Source organism: Sulfolobus acidocaldarius SUSAZ, from assembly GCA_000508305.1.
Classification (GTDB): Archaea; Thermoproteota; Thermoprotei_A; order Sulfolobales; family Sulfolobaceae; genus Sulfolobus; species Sulfolobus acidocaldarius_A.
Map to the genome: position 1 here is coordinate 520,991 of CP006977.1, position 15,088 is coordinate 536,078.

Genomic DNA, 15,088 nt, shown 5'->3' on the forward strand with positions numbered 1-15,088 from the left:
TGGTTAAAACCATCCTAAAAAATTGTCCCAACCTGTTTTTCTAATCAACTCACCATTAAAATACACTCCTTGCCTATCACTTATTTCCCCAAAAACTACTGGGTTAAGCCCTAATAGCTTCATTTGATTTATAATTTTCTGATAAAAATCTTTATCTACTACAAATATAGACTCGTATTCTTCTCCTGAAAATTTTAATAAATCAAGCAATTTTATTTTATAATTATTTGCTATATTTAGCACATCTTCTGAAACAGGCATTTTAGTAATTTCAATGCCTAACTTAGATCTCTCAACCAAATTATATAATGACACTATGAGACCATCACTTATATCTAGCGAATAATGAATACTATCGCAATTCTGGCTAAATATATCTTGTAAATGCGGATTTACTATAGGATGTTTATACTTTAGTTTATATTTTAATGGAATCGATATCTTCCAATTATTTACATAAGATATAAAGATTATTGAATTATAACCTATAGGCGATGTAATTATTACTTTGTCCCCTCTTTTTATATTGTCTACGCTTTTGTAACATAGTGCTTCTCCTATTCCAACTATATCAATCCATCCACTGTTATCACTAGAATTCGTATCGCCACCCACATAACTTCCTTTATAATAATTTACCGCGTCGCTTATCCCTTTCAATATATTTTCTATCTCTTTTAATCTATTTTTATTTAATCCTAGAGAGGCTAGGAAAAATTTTGGTAAACCTCCCTTAGACAATATATCACTTATTACTCCTATCACCGATCTCCAGCCTATATCATAAGACTCCAAAAAATTAAACTCATAAGATAATTGAAAGCCATCAATTTTATACATGTTTTTCCCTTCCACGTAAACATCGTCATTTGTAACATTATCACTCACGTATTTTGATACGAGATTCTTAATTATTTCATGTTCAGAATGCATTTATATAGCACCTGGGAAGCCGCCGCCGGGATTTGAACCCGGGACCACTGGCTGTCCTGGATCACTTCTTACTTAGGCCTTACGAGGCCAGCGCTCTGACCGTGCTGAGCTACGGCGGCATTCATAATTAATGAAGGTAAAATTATAAATTTATACGTATGTGTTAAGAATTTCTTCTGCATAAGAAATTGCTCTCTCTATTAATTTTTCATATTCTCCTAGATATTTTGAGGGATTTAGAACTTCTTTAATTTTATTTTCATCACCTATTATTTTCATAACCGTTTCGTTTTCTTTGGCAACTTCCAATAATGACTTTCCTGTATTTGAGGCTATTCGTGATAACTCCATAGTCAATTCATGAGCTTTATGTCTTGGCATACCATTTAATGTTAAATTTATCATTAAACTTTCCGCCATAGTGAGACCTTTGCTTAGCGAAAGATTCTTTTGCATCTGATCTTGATTCACGACCAAGTTCTTTAAAATTTTTAACATGCTATCTAGCATTTCATCTATAATTAAAAACGAATGCGATATTATTATCCTTTCAGAAGAACTATTAGTCAAATCCCTCTCGTGCCACAGGGGTATATTTTCCATCTCGGAGATTACTAAACCTCTAAGTACTTTAGCTAGACCACTTATTTTCTCTGCATTTACAGGATTCTCCTTCTGAGGCATTGTACTACTTCCGACTCTTTTTGAAGCGTCTCCTTCCGCTAACTCTCTAATTTCAGGTCTCATTAACTCTCTAAGTTCTAATGCAAACCTATCGAGTTGAGAACCAAGTATTGCCAAATCAGAAATAAGTTCAGCAAAACCATCTCTAGGCGTTACCTGAGTGGTTATTAGATGATTTGGTATTCCTAATCTTTCTGATACATATTTTTCTATAGTAGTTCCATGTCCCTTCCAAGCCGCCATAGTACCTACCGCACCAGCCATCTTTATTCTAACAACTCTTTTTTCTAGCTCATAAATTCTCTCTAACGACCTTGAATACTCATAAACATAATTAGCAAATTTAAATCCTAGAGTTATGGGCAATGCATGTTGTCCATGAGTTCTACCTACCATTATTGTATCTTTATATTTCCTACTATATTCGATAAGTATAACTATTATATCTCGTAGTTTTTTCTTTACAATTTTTAATGCTTTTTTTACAATTATTGCATTAGCAGTGTCAATAATGTCATTACTCGTAGCACCAAAATGTATGAAATCTCCAGCTTCTCCAGATAATTCTGCCATGTGAACTGTTAAAGCCATAACATCATGACCCAGCTTTCTCTCTAATTCATCAACTCTATTCAAGTCTATTTTATCTATTATATCTTCTACTTTTTTAACGTCAGTTTCTTTAATTAATCCTAGTTTACTTAATGCATATAATAGGGCTATTTCTACTTCAGCCATAGTTTTTACGATATTTTTTCTGCTAAATAATTGTCTCATTTCTTTACTACCATATCTCCATTCCAATACACAGATGTCGTGGTCCACGCATAATAAATTATATTTACAATAAATAAATATAAGCTGTTATGGATACAGTCCTAACTATAGGAAGTCATTCATCATTACAAATTTTACATGGAGCTAAAAAAGAAGGATTTAGGACAGTTCAAATTACACCCAAAAATAGAGTAAATTTTTACTCACAGTTCAGCTTCATAGATGAAATACTAGGATACAATAATCAAGATGAGGCTGTAGAATTTGTTAATAAATACTCGAATAGGGGAGCTCTAATTCCCCATGGTAGTTTGGTCGAGTATATGGGAAGTGAAAGAGTTAGTAAAATAACCACAAAAATTTTTGGAAATAGAAACCTATTTGCATGGGAATCAAATCAAAAGAAAAAAATGAGCTTACTTAGAAGATCAGGAATACAAATACCAGAAGAATTTGAAAACGTAGAAGATGTTGATAGACTAGTTATAGTAAAATTGCCTGGTGCAAAAGGGGGTAAGGGCTATTTTATAGCTAAAAGTAAAAGTGAGGTCAAAGAAGGTCTTAATAGACTCATTTCTTCTAAATTAATAAAAGATGTGAATGATGTAATAATTCAGGAGTACGTAATAGGAGTACCAATGTATTTTCAATTCTTTTATAGCCCAATCCTAAATAGATTGGAAATAACTGGAATTGATATTAGATATGAAACTAATGTTGACGGATTAAGGAGACTACCTGAGAATCTTGCAGATCCTACGTTTGTTGTAGTAGGAAACATACCTGCTGTTGCACGAGAAAGTTTATTGCCAAAAGTATATGACTATGGAATGTCTTTTGTTAATACAGTAAAGGAAGTTGTGCCTCCCGGAATGATTGGACCATTTTGCCTTGAATCTGTAGTAAAGGATGACGGTTCCATAATAGTTTTCGAATTCTCCGGGAGAATTGTTGCTGGGACTAACTTATACATAGCAGGAAGTCCATATAGTTGGCTTTACTGGGATGAACCAATGAGCGTAGGAAGAAGAATATCCAGAGAAATAAGATTAGGATTAAATAGTAACAAACTTGAGGCGATATTTACATGAGTTTGAAAATTGCAACATTAGCTAGTCATTCAGCATTGGACGTTTTTGATGGAGCTAAAGATGAAGGATTTGAAACTATAGCTTTATGTAAAAAAGGAAGGGAGAGAGCTTACCTGGAATTTAAGAGAATTGTAGATAGATGTATCTTGCTGGAGGATTTTAAAGAAATATCGTCAGAAAAAATAGACAATTTACTTGTAGAAAATAATGCAATTATGGTTCCAAATAGAAGTTTAGCAGTATATGTGGGTTATGATAACTTAGAAAAAATGAAAACAAAATTTTTTGGTAATAGAAAAATTCTGAGGTGGGAAGAAAGACTTGGAAATAAGAATTACTACAAGATATTAGATCATGCTAAGATAAAAAGACCTAAGATATTTAAAGCTGAAGAGGTTAACGTTCCTGTAATAGTTAAATTACCTGAAGCCAAAAGGCGCGTAGAAAGAGGATTCTTTATAGCGGCAAATAGGAAGGACTTTGAAGAGAAACTTAATACTCTGTTGAAAGTGGGAATAATAGACGATGAGGCAATAAAAAGCATGATAATAGAAGAATATATACTAGGTGCTCATTTTAATTTAAATTATTTCTACAGTCCTTTGCATGAAAGAGTAGAACTAATAAGTATTGATAGAAGAATACAAAGTGATCTTGATACCTTTTACCGATTACCTGCAGAAATACAGATAAAGCTATCAAGATTACCTAGATATATTGAGGTTGGTCATGAACCAGCCACAATTAGAGAAAGTTTATTGGAAAAAGTATTTGAAATAGGATATTCCTTTGTAAATGCTACAAAAACACTGGAACCGCCAGGCATAATTGGTCCCTTCACATTACAGGCAATGGCTACACCTGAACTCGATCTAGTAGTATTTGATGTTGCACCTAGAATAGGTGGAGGAACTAATGCATTTATGGGTATAGGAAGTCAATATTCTAAATTATATTTTGGAAGACCTGTAAGTTTAGGTAGAAGGATAGCAATGGAAATTAAAGAGGCTATAACTTGTAATAGTCTAGAATTGATAACGTCTTAGTATTTATAATTATGAATTAGCCTTTCCCTTTATATATAATTCATTAATAAAACAACGTATTTATAATTATGAATGCAGTTAGACAAAGTTTATATATTCACACTCAAGAGTAATCAAAACGGTGCCTGATGTTAAGCGTAGTAGTAGGCGGTTTTTTTGGAGATGAAGGAAAAGGTAAAATTGTTGCCTATTTAGGTCTTAAGGATTCTCCAAGTATTGGAGTAAGAACAGGTTCTATAAATGCGGGACATACTGTAACTTATAATGGGAGACAGTGGAAAGTAAGAATAATTCCCTCTCTATTTGTTAACAAGAATGTTAAATTATTTCTAGCTCCAGGTGCACTTACTTCTATCAATCTGCTGTTTAATGAGGCTAAAGAAACTGATAGTTTAGATAGATTATACATAGATCCACATGTAGGTATAATAACAGATGAAGAAATAAAGGAAGAGAGAAGTGACGAATATTTAATAAAAAATATAGGTAGTACAGGGCAGGGAGTAGGCTATGCTGAAGCAAAAAGAGTTTTGAGAAAATTAAAACTTGCCAAGGATTATAGAGAACTTGAGAAATATTTAATAAATGTGCCTGAGGAATTGTTACTAGGTATAGAAAGAGGAGATAACATACTGGTTGAAGGTACTCAGGGTACTTTTCTGAGCTTATATCATGGCGAATATCCTTATACCACAAGTAGAAATACTACTGCTTCAGGAATATTAAGTGAAGCAGGAATAGGACCAAAATACGTCGATGAAATAATTGTAGTTTTCAAATCTTATGTAACTAGAGTAGGAGAGGGACCACTAGAAGGTGAAATTAGCTGGGAGGAAGCCCAGAAAATGGGAATAGCTGAAGTTGCAACAGTAACCGGAAGAAAAAGAAGAAGTGCACCATTTAATGTAAAGCTTGCTAAGGAATCGCTTAAAATAAACTCTGCAACACAAATAGCAATAACTAAACTTGATACAATATTTAAGGATGCTAAAGGTGTAAGGGAATATCAAAAACTACCATCAAATGCAAAGAAATGGATTGAGGAATTAGAGATAGAGTTGAAAGTTCCTATTACACTAATAGGAACAGGTGAAGATGCCTTAGATGTAATAGATCTAAGGACCGAGAAAATAGGTGAGTGAACGTGTTATATGATGTAGTAATAATAGGAGCTGGTCCTGCTGGATTATTAGCCGCATATGAATTTACTACATTCAATACAAAAGAACGTCTGAAAGTGTTATTAGTAGATAAAGGACTTAGAGCATTGAGAAGAACTTGTCCGTTGTTAACACCAAAAGAGAAATGTACTTTCTGTGAACCATGTAATATAACCTACGGTATAGGTGGAGCAGGGGCTTACAGTAGCGGTATAATAAATCTAAGACCTGATGTAGGTGGAGAGCTTCATGAAATAATGAGAAGCTGGGATAAAGCACAAGAATTGATAAATTATGTTGACGATATACTAGTCAAGTTTGGAGCACCGAAAGATAGATTATTTGAACCAAATATGGAAAGAACTAGGGAAATTCAAAAAAGAGCTGCGAAAGTTGGAGCTGAATTTGTTCCAATAAGGCAAAGACATATAGGAACTGATAAGACTCCTATGGTTATAGAAAACATTCAAAAATACATAGAAAATAACGGCATAAATGTAGCAGAGTTAACAGAGGTTTTTGAAATACAGAAAAAAGCAGATCATTTTGTACTAAAAACGAATAGAAAAGAGGAAATTGAGGCTAAAACAATACTAGCTGCACCCGGTAGAGCAGGTGCTAAATGGTTCTTAGATCAGGCTAAAAAGTTAGGAGTCGACATGGCACCGGGACCCTTAGATATAGGAGTAAGAGTAGAAGTAGAGGCATTTGTTATGGAAGAACTAACAAGTGCGGTATGGGATCCAAAAGTAATTCTATATTCTAAGAAGTATGATGATAAAGTAAGAACATTTTGCGTAAACCCTAGAGGATTTATAATGAAAGAAGTATATGACGATAGAACAATAGGTGTTAATGGACAAACTTTTGCAGATAAGAAAAGTAACAACACTAATTTCGCCTTTCTAACCACAATTAAATTGTCAGATCCTTTAGAAGATACAGTAGAATATGGAAAAAGTATAGCAAGACTTATGACCAGATTAGGAGGAGAAAAACCGATAATACAACGATTAATAGACTTTGAAAAAGGCAGAAGAAGTACATGGGAAAGAATAAGCAGATCCACAGTAAAACCTACATTGAGAGAAGTAACCCCAGGTGATATTAGTATGGGTCTTCCTTATAGAGTAGTCAGTAACCTAATAGAGGGATTAGAGAGATTAGATAATATAGCTCCTGGAATGTACTCCTCGAATACATTGCTTTATGCACCTGAAATAAAATATTACAGTATGAAAGCCGTAGTAGATAGTAATATGGAAACCGTAGTAGACAATTTATTTGTGGCTGGAGACGGCGTGGGACTCTCAAGAGGTATTAATATTGCAGCAGCTACCGGCATTCTTGCAGCCAGAGGCATAGGAAGAAAACTAGGTTTATTATGAAAACTATTTTTTAGTTTCTTTACTCTGATGTATTATTATGAGTTTAGATAAAACAGATTTGCAACTTATAATGGAGCTAGAGTACAATTTTCCTGTAGACGAAAGACCATTTGCAAAAATTGGAGAAAAATTAGGTTTATCTGAAGAGCTTGTATTAGAAAGAATTAAAAGACTTAAGCATCTAGAAATTATAAAAAGAATTGGCATGTATATTAGTTTTAGAGCTAAAGGCATGGAGGGAGCATTAATAGCATCTAATATACCATTAGAACAGATAGAAAAATTTCGAAAAATTGCACTTGAAATAAAGGAACTGACTCATAACTTTGTAAGAAATCATCCTAGATATAATATATGGTACGTATTAAAGGCTGAAAATAAGGAAAAACTAAATGAAAAAATTCGTCTTTTAATGAATCAAGTTAATTGCAACGATTACGTAATATTGTATTCAAAGAAGACGCTTAAACTAAGCGTAAAATATGATGTATTAAGAGGAATCTCTTATAGTGAAAATGACAGTCTGAGAGAAAAAGTACCCACTGCAGATGAACTAGGAATACAAAAAGATCTACTTACTGATCTATCATACCCATTACCTATAGTAGAAAAACCTTTCGAAAAGATATCTAAGAAATTTAATCTAACAGAATCGGAAATAGTTGAGTTAATTAAAGAATTAAAAGAGAAAGGGGTAATAAAGGATTATGGAGCCACTGTAAATGGGGAAAGAATAGGAATAGTAGAAAATGCTATGTTTTTGTTAAATTCTGATGACATAGAGAGCTCTTGCTACAACATAGCTACAAAATTAAAAGAAGCTACTCATGTAGTGCTAAGAGAAGCAGACAAAGAATGGGATTACTTATGCTACGCTATGATACACGCTAGAAATAAGAACCTGATTTTTGAGACAGCAAAAAAAGCAATTGAAATTAGTAATGCAAAAAGCTATATGTTGCTATTTAGTCTGGACAATCTTAAACCGGGTATTGTAATTTAGACATAGACCCTTTAATCTTTACTGAAAGAGTTATCTGAGATATTTCCTTTATCGCACTATCTACTTTATCCTCGTCTAATCCTCCCTCAAATTCTACATAAAAATAATATTTCCATGGTTCTACTTTTAATGGTCTAGAATATATCATTGTAAGATTAATGTTATTTACATAAAATCTTTCTAATACTTTATACAAAGATCCAGGTTTGTGAGGTATAGTAAAGAATATCATCGTCTTTTCTCCAGATATTTTAAATCTGTTGGAAATTATTACAAATCTAGTTAAATTTACCCCATTTTCCACATTTTCTAATAAAATATTTAGATTATTTATCTGAGCAGCATACCTTGAACATATTGCAGCAGCATATTTATCTTCTGATGCATATTTTGCTGCAATAGATGTACTCTCGACAGGAATTATATTATGTAAGCCTAATTCCTCTAGTTTTTCTTTGGCTTCTTGAATCGCATGAGGATGAGAATAGACTTTTTTCACATCTTTGATAGAATTTATTGCTTGATTGGAAGCGATTACAAGATTTATGTTTTTCTCTACTTCATAATTGACATAAATATTCTCGTATCTGAATAAATTGTCTAATGACTCGTGTACTGGACCTTCTTTACTATTTTCGATAGGTACAACACCTATACTATTTGAGTTCTGATTAACACTTTTGAAAATTTCTGTTATCGTTCTTACGGCTATTTTTTCTCCACTAAAACTTTCTGCTACCTCATACGAAAAACTACCTTTAGGACCTAGATAGTAAATTCCATTTGGATCAACACTCTGAGTGAAGTTTGGTATAAAAACTTTACTCTACCAAGGTTGCTTCAATACCGTCTAATGCCAACGAATATAGAAATTCTGATAAACTTTCACTAACAGGGATCTCAAATACCACATGGATTTTCGTGAAACCAGGCTTAACATCAGTACTCATTCTATCATGAATTACGTCAATTACATTCCCTCTAATTTGTGCTACCCTACTTAATACTCTATTTAAATAACCAGGTTTATCTGGAACTAATACTTTAACTTTCACTACTCTTTTAGATTTGAAGAGCATTCTATCTATAATCCTAGCAAGCAATGACATGTCTATATTTCCTCCACTAATTATTGGAATTACCTTTTTACCATAGCCTACCTTTATCTTTCCTGAGATAATCGCAGCAACACTTGCAGCCCCAGCGCCCTCCGCTATGGTTTTATTTCTTTCTAATAGATATAGTATTGCGTTGGCTATATCTTCATCATCAACTAAAACTATATCGTCAACTAACTCACTTATCACTTCATAAGTTATCTTTGACGGATTTTTTACTAGAATTCCGTCAGCTATAGAAAAAGATGGCTCAATTTCTACTAATCTTCCTAACTCTACTGATACCTTCATAGATGGTGATGCAGAAGACTGTACACCTATAACTTTTAGATTGTTCCTTTTAGCTTTTAATGCAATAGATATACCAGATATTAGACCCCCTCCTCCTATTGGTACTACAACAACATCAGGTTCTGCTTCCAGTAATTCTAGTCCCAGAGTTCCTTGACCTAATATTACATTTAAATCATCATATGGATGAACTAAAACAGCATTAGTTTCCTTTATTATCTCTTCAGCTTTTTTCATACTTTCATGTAAAAACTTTCCATGAAGAATAACATTAGCTCCATAATTTTTCGTAGCTAAATATTTTGATATAGGAGCAGTTTCAGGCATAACAACAGTAGATTTAATCCCTAAGACGCTTGCAGCATATGCTACACCCTGTGCATGATTGCCCGCAGATACTGCTATTACTCCTCTTTCTCTTTCAGCTTGCGAAAGGCTAATTAGTTTAGAGAATGCACCTCTTACTTTAAATGAACCAGTCTTTTGCAAATTCTCCATCTTAAGATAAACTTTAGCTCCTGCAATATTAGAAAACGTGGAAGAATAATCTAGTGGAGTTTTATGAATATATTGTTTTATTGATTCATGAACTTTAACTATTTGATCAAAATAATTAAGATAGCTCATCAGGAAAACCCCTGCTCTCTTCATCACTCAGCGATCGAGGACCTCCTCATCCTTAGTATATTCTAAATATAACTTATTATAAGTATCTTCAAGAGATTCAGGCAATACTTTTGCATTTCCTATAACTGGCATAAAATTAGCATCACCATTCCATCTAGGCACAATATGTATATGCACATGTTGTTCTATTCCCGCCCCTGCAACCCTACCTATATTTATACCAATATTAAATCCATCAGGAGAGTACACTCTTCTTAATTTCTTTATACTTGTCCTTACCATCTTGAAAAGTTCAGTAAGTTCATTATCATCAAGTAATTCTACACTGCTAACATGTTTATATGGGACAATCATAATATGACCTGGATTATACGGAAATGTGTTTAGAACTATATACGTATAGGTAGCTCTAAAAACCACCATATTTTCTCTATCTCTTGATCTATCATATGCAAAATTACAAAATATGCAAGGTTCTTTCTCACTTTTTATTTTTGAAGCAGAAGTTACATATTTTGATCTCCAAGGAGCCCATAAAATATCCATAAAAGTAATAAGCTATGGGAATTAAAAATAAGTTTCTTCACTCTTCAGCGTCTCTAACTCCTTCTTCAGTTATAGCAAATACTACTTCTCCTTCTGGCAGATGTGGTGCATCGACTATTCTAGCTATCCTTTTATTTCCTCTACTTTTCTTAAGTTGTACTCTTATTCCGGGAACATGATATAGTGTATGTCCTCCTACAGCAGTGGTAGGATCACCATAAAACATATCTGGTCTAGCCATAACCTGATTGGTTATTATTACTGCTATATCATACATTTCAGCTAGTCTAACTAATTGATGTAAATGTTTGTTCAACTTTTGTTGCCTCACAGCAAGATTCTCTCTTCCAGGATATTCGGCTCTAAAGTGAGATGTTATTGAATCTACAATAATCAACTTAATAGCAGGATCTTTAGTGATCAATTCCTGAAGATCATCAACTATAGCCATTTGGTGATCACTATTTATAGCCCTCATATAGTAAATGTTATTCATAGCAACATCTGACTCTAATCCTGCTCCTTTTGCCATTGCTTCAATTCTCTCCCATCTAAAAGTACCTTCCGTATCTATATATACAGCCTTACCATTTAGTCCACCTTTCTCTTGGGGAAGTTGAACACTAATACTTATCTGATGGCATAACTGTGTTTTCCCTGAACCAAATTCACCAAAAAATTCAGTCATAGTTCTTGTCTCTATTCCACCACCCAACAAACCATCTAATGCCTGGCTGCCAGTAGTTATCTTCTTGGTATTCATTCTTTCTTTCTTCACTTCCAGCGCTGTCTTGAACCTTATATCTAAAGCTTCACGAGCTTCTTTAATTATTCTTTGTGCTGTAGTTTGTGGTATTCCAGCAGCAACACTAAGATCTTGAGGAGTTGCCACAGCAACGGCTTCTAACGACGAATAACCAGCTTCTACTAATTTATTAAGTATATTTTGACCTACCCCAGATAAATCTGAAAGACTCTTAACCTTTTTTCCATCATTAGACATAATTTCACCACATATCCAACTTATCTAAAGATTCATGTATGTTATTGTATCTAATAAATATTTAGCCACCCTTCCTTAAATACCAACCTATATCTAACTCAGGTATTATCTTAATGCCTTTCTTATCTATTTTAACATTTGAATAGCATATAAAATCATTATTCTCGTTATAGACTAAATATGAATCTTCTTCTATTTTTAAAGAACCTAGGCTTAGTCTTACAGTTTTTCCATACGTAATTTTCTCTGCCAATTTCGATTTTAGTATTAATTTATTTTTACATATCTGGGAGAGATATTTAGCTAGAGGAATTAATGGTCTTACGTTTTTACCCTTTTTTAAAATAATAGGCTCACCAATACTATATGGAAATAAGCCAATTTTTTCTAACTCATCCAAGACTTCTCTAACTTTAGAATTATTCTCTATAATTTCTATTTGCTCAAAGGAAGATTTAAATTTTATTATAAGCTTATTCTCTAGAAATGAATATTCTTCATTACAGTTATATTTTTTATATATTGGGTATAATAATTGTATTAATCTAGATTTGTCCAAAACAATAAAATTTAGTCTTTTTGAAGAGCGCAAACGAAGAACCCCTCTGTACCATGCTCATGGGGATAAAATCTAATACAATTATTAACATCATGACTAAACTTTACTCCCCTAAATTCATTAATTCCTTTATCTGCAGGATATCCGCTTATTTTAGTAGCTCTGAAACCAAGTTCTTCAATCCCATAGTTTACCACTAATTCATTCTCCTCGGGAGCTATACTACAAGTAGAATAGACTAGTATTCCATTCTTGTCCAATAAATCATATCCTATAGTTAGAAGACCCATTTGAGTTAAACTAAAGTTCTTTAAATCACTAAGCGAAGTCTTCTTCCTTCTCTCTGTATCCTTAAAGATAATCCCCTCCCCACTACATGGCGCATCTAAAAGAATCTTCGAAAATTTTATTCTTGTTTTAGATAATGTGCTGGCATCACTTCTTATTAAAATAATATTTCTTGCATGCATTCTATTAATATTAGAAATCAGACTTCGTGCTCTTCTTCTAGATTTTTCTGTTGCTATTATTAAGCCCTTATTTTTCATAAGTTGAGCCATTTGGGTGGTTTTACCACCTGGTGCAGCAGCCATATCAAGAACTGTATCCTCTTCACGGGGATTTAGGACATATGCAGGAACCATAGAAGCCAATCCCTGAATATAATAGTAACCGTTTAGATATTCTGTAGTTGCACCCAAGCTAGGTTTATTAGGTTTTTTAATAACTCTATACCCATGAGGTAGCCATTGGACTTTCTCCAGCTTGAAATTCTTTTCCTCTAATCTATGTTCCATCGTACTACATGTAGTTACTAGATCATTGCACCTTATACTTTCCTCTAATGGAACTGTACAGGATCTCATAAAACTTTCCGCGTCTTCGAGGCTGTTAAACATGTCTATATATCTCTCAACCATATAGTCCAGGAAGCCATACTTATTACTTAGTCTGACTGCTTGATAAGAAGGTGATAATGAAAATAACTTGTCATATTTTTTAATGTACTCTTTCAAATGTATATTCATGTCGTATATAGAAAGAGAGATTAAACTAAGGGTAATAAGTCCTTCTTTAGAAGAAATAGAAGAGAGAATTAGAAACAATTATACCTTTATGAGTGAAGAACATCAAATAGACATATATTATAATAACCCTATAAGGGACTTTAGAAAAAGTGATGAGGCGTTAAGATTAAGAAACACGAATGGGAAAGTCATTCTAACTTATAAGGGACCTAAACAGTCCAAAGAGACGAAGACTAGAGAAGAAATTGAAGTAGAGGTTACTGATCTCCATAAAATGGATCTAATTCTACGAAAGCTAGGTTTCATAAGATCTTTTCAAGTAGAAAAAATACGGAAAAATTATAAATATGCTGATTTCATAATTTCGTTAGATTCAATAAAGGAACTGGGAGAATTTATAGAAATAGAAGGGATTAATAAAACTGAAAAAGAACTGATTTCGTTTGTGGACGAATTTGTAAAAAAACATCAAATTCAATATGAAAAAACTATTAAATCTTACTTAGAATTACTAGTAGAACATGCTAAAAAGACGAACAATAGCGATACTCACTGACTATGGAGTTTCGGATAATTATAATGGAACCTTAGAGGGAGTAATTAAGAAAATAAATCCTGATATAGATATAACCTACATAACTCCTAACGCTAAGAACTTCAATATATTTACAGGAGCCTATTTACTTAATACATCGTATAGATATTTTAAGAAAAACACTATCTTTTTGATAATAGTAGACCCTGGTGTTGGAACCCAAAGAAATGCAATACTAGTTAAGACTAATAACTATTATTTTGTCGCTCCAGATAATGGTGTATTATATCCCACTATAATTGAAGATAATATAGAGAAAATCATACTAATATCAAACAAAAAATTCTACTTATCAAAATCCATATCAAATACTTTTCACGGTAGAGATATTTTTGCCCCAATCGCAAGTTATATTTCAGTTGGCGTAGATCTAAGTGTATTTGGAGAGGAGATTAGCAAATCTGAAATTGTAAAATTAGACTTTTCTTATACATTGGATAGAATAAATGAAAATAGAGTGAAAGCCTGTGGAAAAATAGTGTATATTGATCATTTTGGAAATATTGCTACAACTATTCGTAATGTTAAGTTAAGAACAGAGCAGAAGGCTTTAGTTTCGCTTAGAGACAAACAATTAGAACTAAGAGTTGTGAGAACGTTCGCAGAAGGAAAGGAAAATGAATTGGTTTTATACAGCAATGGTTACGGATTTATAGAGATTGGAATTAATATGAGCAGTGCTTCAAATATTTTGGGAGTAAAAGAAGGTGAAGATGTTTGCATAGAGGCTTATATCCAGGAAGATTCCAACCATTCCACATAGGTCACTTAGAGGTTGTAAAATGGTCAATGAAACATGTTGATGAATTAATCATAGTTATAGGAAGTGCTCAGGAGAGTCATACATTATCCAATCCATTTACGGCAGGAGAACGTATAGAAATGATAAGAAGAACCTTGGACAAAGAAAATTTAGATCTATCAAAAGTCTACATAATACCAATACCAGATATAATGATGAACAGCGTTTGGGTCTCACATATAAAAACATTTGCACCTAACTTTGACGTAATAATTTCTAGGAATCCATTAGTAAATAGATTGTTCAAAGAGGCAAATGTAGAGGTTTTACAGCCACCACCCTTTGATAGACATAAATATAATTCCACTCTTATTAGACGTTACATTATAGAAGGAAATGAAGAGTGGAAAAAACTTGTTCCAAAATCAGTATTGGATTATTTATTAGAGATACATGGTGATGAGAGACTTAGGTCGATTGCTGGTCTATAGAAAACT

The 15,088-nt window shown here is 33.0% G+C and carries 16 protein-coding genes and 1 tRNA gene; 8 read left to right on the forward strand and 9 right to left on the reverse strand.

What is annotated here, in order from left to right:
* Nucleotides 1–3 precede the first annotated feature (3 nt).
* The 3 genes from SUSAZ_03165 to SUSAZ_03175 all read right to left on the reverse strand — a co-directional run bounded on the left by SUSAZ_03165 (nucleotide 4) and on the right by SUSAZ_03175 (nucleotide 2,442).
* Nucleotides 4–888 carry a thiamine-monophosphate kinase gene (locus SUSAZ_03165; GenBank protein ID AHC51081.1) on the reverse strand — a complete coding sequence of 295 codons (885 nt, stop codon included), beginning with the start codon at nucleotides 886–888 and terminating at the stop codon, nucleotides 4–6.
* A 62-nt stretch (nucleotides 889–950) separates the two neighbouring features.
* Nucleotides 951–1,052: transfer RNA gene (locus tag SUSAZ_03170), tRNA-Thr, on the reverse strand.
* Between the two features lie 31 nt (nucleotides 1,053–1,083).
* Nucleotides 1,084–2,442: an adenylosuccinate lyase gene (locus SUSAZ_03175; protein AHC51082.1), complete on the reverse strand. Its 1,359-nt coding sequence runs from the start codon at nucleotides 2,440–2,442 to the stop codon at nucleotides 1,084–1,086.
* 41 nt (nucleotides 2,443–2,483) lie between these two features.
* Here SUSAZ_03175 and SUSAZ_03180 point away from each other — a divergent pair, with 41 nt between their 5' ends.
* From SUSAZ_03180 to SUSAZ_03200, 5 genes are all read left to right on the forward strand, one after another.
* A complete protein-coding gene (locus tag SUSAZ_03180; GenBank protein AHC51083.1) occupies nucleotides 2,484–3,485 on the forward strand; it encodes a 5-formaminoimidazole-4-carboxamide-1-(beta)-D-ribofuranosyl 5'-monophosphate synthetase in 1,002 nt (333 codons plus the stop codon).
* A gap of 2 nt (nucleotides 3,486–3,487) precedes the next feature.
* A complete protein-coding gene (locus SUSAZ_03185; protein ID AHC51084.1) occupies nucleotides 3,488–4,531 on the forward strand; it encodes a 5-formaminoimidazole-4-carboxamide-1-(beta)-D-ribofuranosyl 5'-monophosphate synthetase in 1,044 nt (347 codons plus the stop codon).
* A 128-nt stretch (nucleotides 4,532–4,659) separates the two neighbouring features.
* The gene (locus SUSAZ_03190) at nucleotides 4,660–5,673 is read left to right on the forward strand and encodes an adenylosuccinate synthetase (protein ID AHC51085.1); all 1,014 of its coding nucleotides are present in this window, start codon (nucleotides 4,660–4,662) and stop codon (nucleotides 5,671–5,673) included.
* Nucleotides 5,674–5,675: 2 nt separating this feature from the next.
* On the forward strand, nucleotides 5,676–7,079 hold the full coding sequence (locus SUSAZ_03195) for an FAD-dependent oxidoreductase (protein AHC51086.1): 1,404 nt from the start codon (nucleotides 5,676–5,678) through the stop codon (nucleotides 7,077–7,079).
* Between the two features lie 37 nt (nucleotides 7,080–7,116).
* Nucleotides 7,117–8,082 (forward strand): AsnC family transcriptional regulator, encoded by a 966-nt coding sequence (locus SUSAZ_03200; GenBank protein ID AHC51087.1) that lies wholly within the window; start codon nucleotides 7,117–7,119, stop codon nucleotides 8,080–8,082.
* Here SUSAZ_03200 and SUSAZ_03205 read toward each other — a convergent pair.
* The 6 genes from SUSAZ_03205 to SUSAZ_03230 form a co-directional block, all read right to left on the reverse strand.
* Nucleotides 8,060–8,737 carry a prephenate dehydratase gene (locus SUSAZ_03205; protein ID AHC51088.1) on the reverse strand — a complete coding sequence of 226 codons (678 nt, stop codon included), beginning with the start codon at nucleotides 8,735–8,737 and terminating at the stop codon, nucleotides 8,060–8,062. The two genes, SUSAZ_03200 and SUSAZ_03205, sit on opposite strands and share 23 nt — an antisense overlap.
* Nucleotides 8,738–8,903: 166 nt before the next feature.
* A complete protein-coding gene (locus tag SUSAZ_03210) occupies nucleotides 8,904–10,118 on the reverse strand; it encodes a threonine dehydratase (GenBank protein ID AHC51089.1) in 1,215 nt (404 codons plus the stop codon).
* A 27-nt stretch (nucleotides 10,119–10,145) separates the two neighbouring features.
* Entirely contained in the window at nucleotides 10,146–10,664 is a 519-nt protein-coding gene (locus SUSAZ_03215) for an HIT family hydrolase (protein AHC51090.1), read from the reverse strand.
* 37 nt (nucleotides 10,665–10,701) lie between these two features.
* Nucleotides 10,702–11,667 carry a DNA repair and recombination protein RadA gene (gene radA, locus SUSAZ_03220; GenBank protein ID AHC51091.1) on the reverse strand — a complete coding sequence of 322 codons (966 nt, stop codon included), beginning with the start codon at nucleotides 11,665–11,667 and terminating at the stop codon, nucleotides 10,702–10,704.
* Between the two features lie 61 nt (nucleotides 11,668–11,728).
* On the reverse strand, nucleotides 11,729–12,226 hold the full coding sequence (locus tag SUSAZ_03225) for a hypothetical protein (protein ID AHC51092.1): 498 nt from the start codon (nucleotides 12,224–12,226) through the stop codon (nucleotides 11,729–11,731).
* An 11-nt stretch (nucleotides 12,227–12,237) separates the two neighbouring features.
* A complete protein-coding gene (locus SUSAZ_03230; GenBank protein AHC51093.1) occupies nucleotides 12,238–13,254 on the reverse strand; it encodes an RNA methyltransferase in 1,017 nt (338 codons plus the stop codon).
* On the opposite strand from SUSAZ_03230, the gene SUSAZ_03235 reads away from it, so the two are divergent.
* From SUSAZ_03235 to SUSAZ_03245, 3 genes are read left to right on the forward strand one after another with little or no spacing between them, the layout of a single operon-like run.
* Nucleotides 13,253–13,810, forward strand: coding sequence for an adenylate cyclase (locus tag SUSAZ_03235; GenBank protein AHC51094.1), 558 nt, complete (start codon nucleotides 13,253–13,255; stop codon nucleotides 13,808–13,810). The two genes, SUSAZ_03230 and SUSAZ_03235, sit on opposite strands and share 2 nt — an antisense overlap.
* Nucleotides 13,794–14,612, forward strand: a complete 819-nt coding sequence (locus SUSAZ_03240; GenBank protein AHC51095.1) for a hypothetical protein — start codon at nucleotides 13,794–13,796, stop codon at nucleotides 14,610–14,612. The genes SUSAZ_03235 and SUSAZ_03240 overlap by 17 nt, the downstream gene beginning before the upstream one ends.
* Nucleotides 14,567–15,082 carry a nicotinamide-nucleotide adenylyltransferase gene (locus tag SUSAZ_03245; protein AHC51096.1) on the forward strand — a complete coding sequence of 172 codons (516 nt, stop codon included), beginning with the start codon at nucleotides 14,567–14,569 and terminating at the stop codon, nucleotides 15,080–15,082. The genes SUSAZ_03240 and SUSAZ_03245 overlap by 46 nt, the downstream gene beginning before the upstream one ends.
* Nucleotides 15,083–15,088: the final 6 nt, after the last annotated feature.

Coding starts and splice junctions, on each gene's coding strand:
- SUSAZ_03190 (AHC51085.1), top strand. CDS start 4,660: ATGTTAAGCGTAGTAGTAGGCGGTTTTTTTGGAGATGAAGGAAAAGGT.
- radA (AHC51091.1), bottom strand. CDS start 11,667: ATGTCTAATGATGGAAAAAAGGTTAAGAGTCTTTCAGATTTATCTGGG.
- SUSAZ_03200 (AHC51087.1), top strand. CDS start 7,117: ATGAGTTTAGATAAAACAGATTTGCAACTTATAATGGAGCTAGAGTAC.
- SUSAZ_03215 (AHC51090.1), bottom strand. CDS start 10,664: ATGGATATTTTATGGGCTCCTTGGAGATCAAAATATGTAACTTCTGCT.
- SUSAZ_03210 (AHC51089.1), bottom strand. CDS start 10,118: ATGAGCTATCTTAATTATTTTGATCAAATAGTTAAAGTTCATGAATCA.
- SUSAZ_03180 (AHC51083.1), top strand. CDS start 2,484: ATGGATACAGTCCTAACTATAGGAAGTCATTCATCATTACAAATTTTA.
- SUSAZ_03230 (AHC51093.1), bottom strand. CDS start 13,254: ATGAATATACATTTGAAAGAGTACATTAAAAAATATGACAAGTTATTT.
- SUSAZ_03235 (AHC51094.1), top strand. CDS start 13,253: ATGTCGTATATAGAAAGAGAGATTAAACTAAGGGTAATAAGTCCTTCT.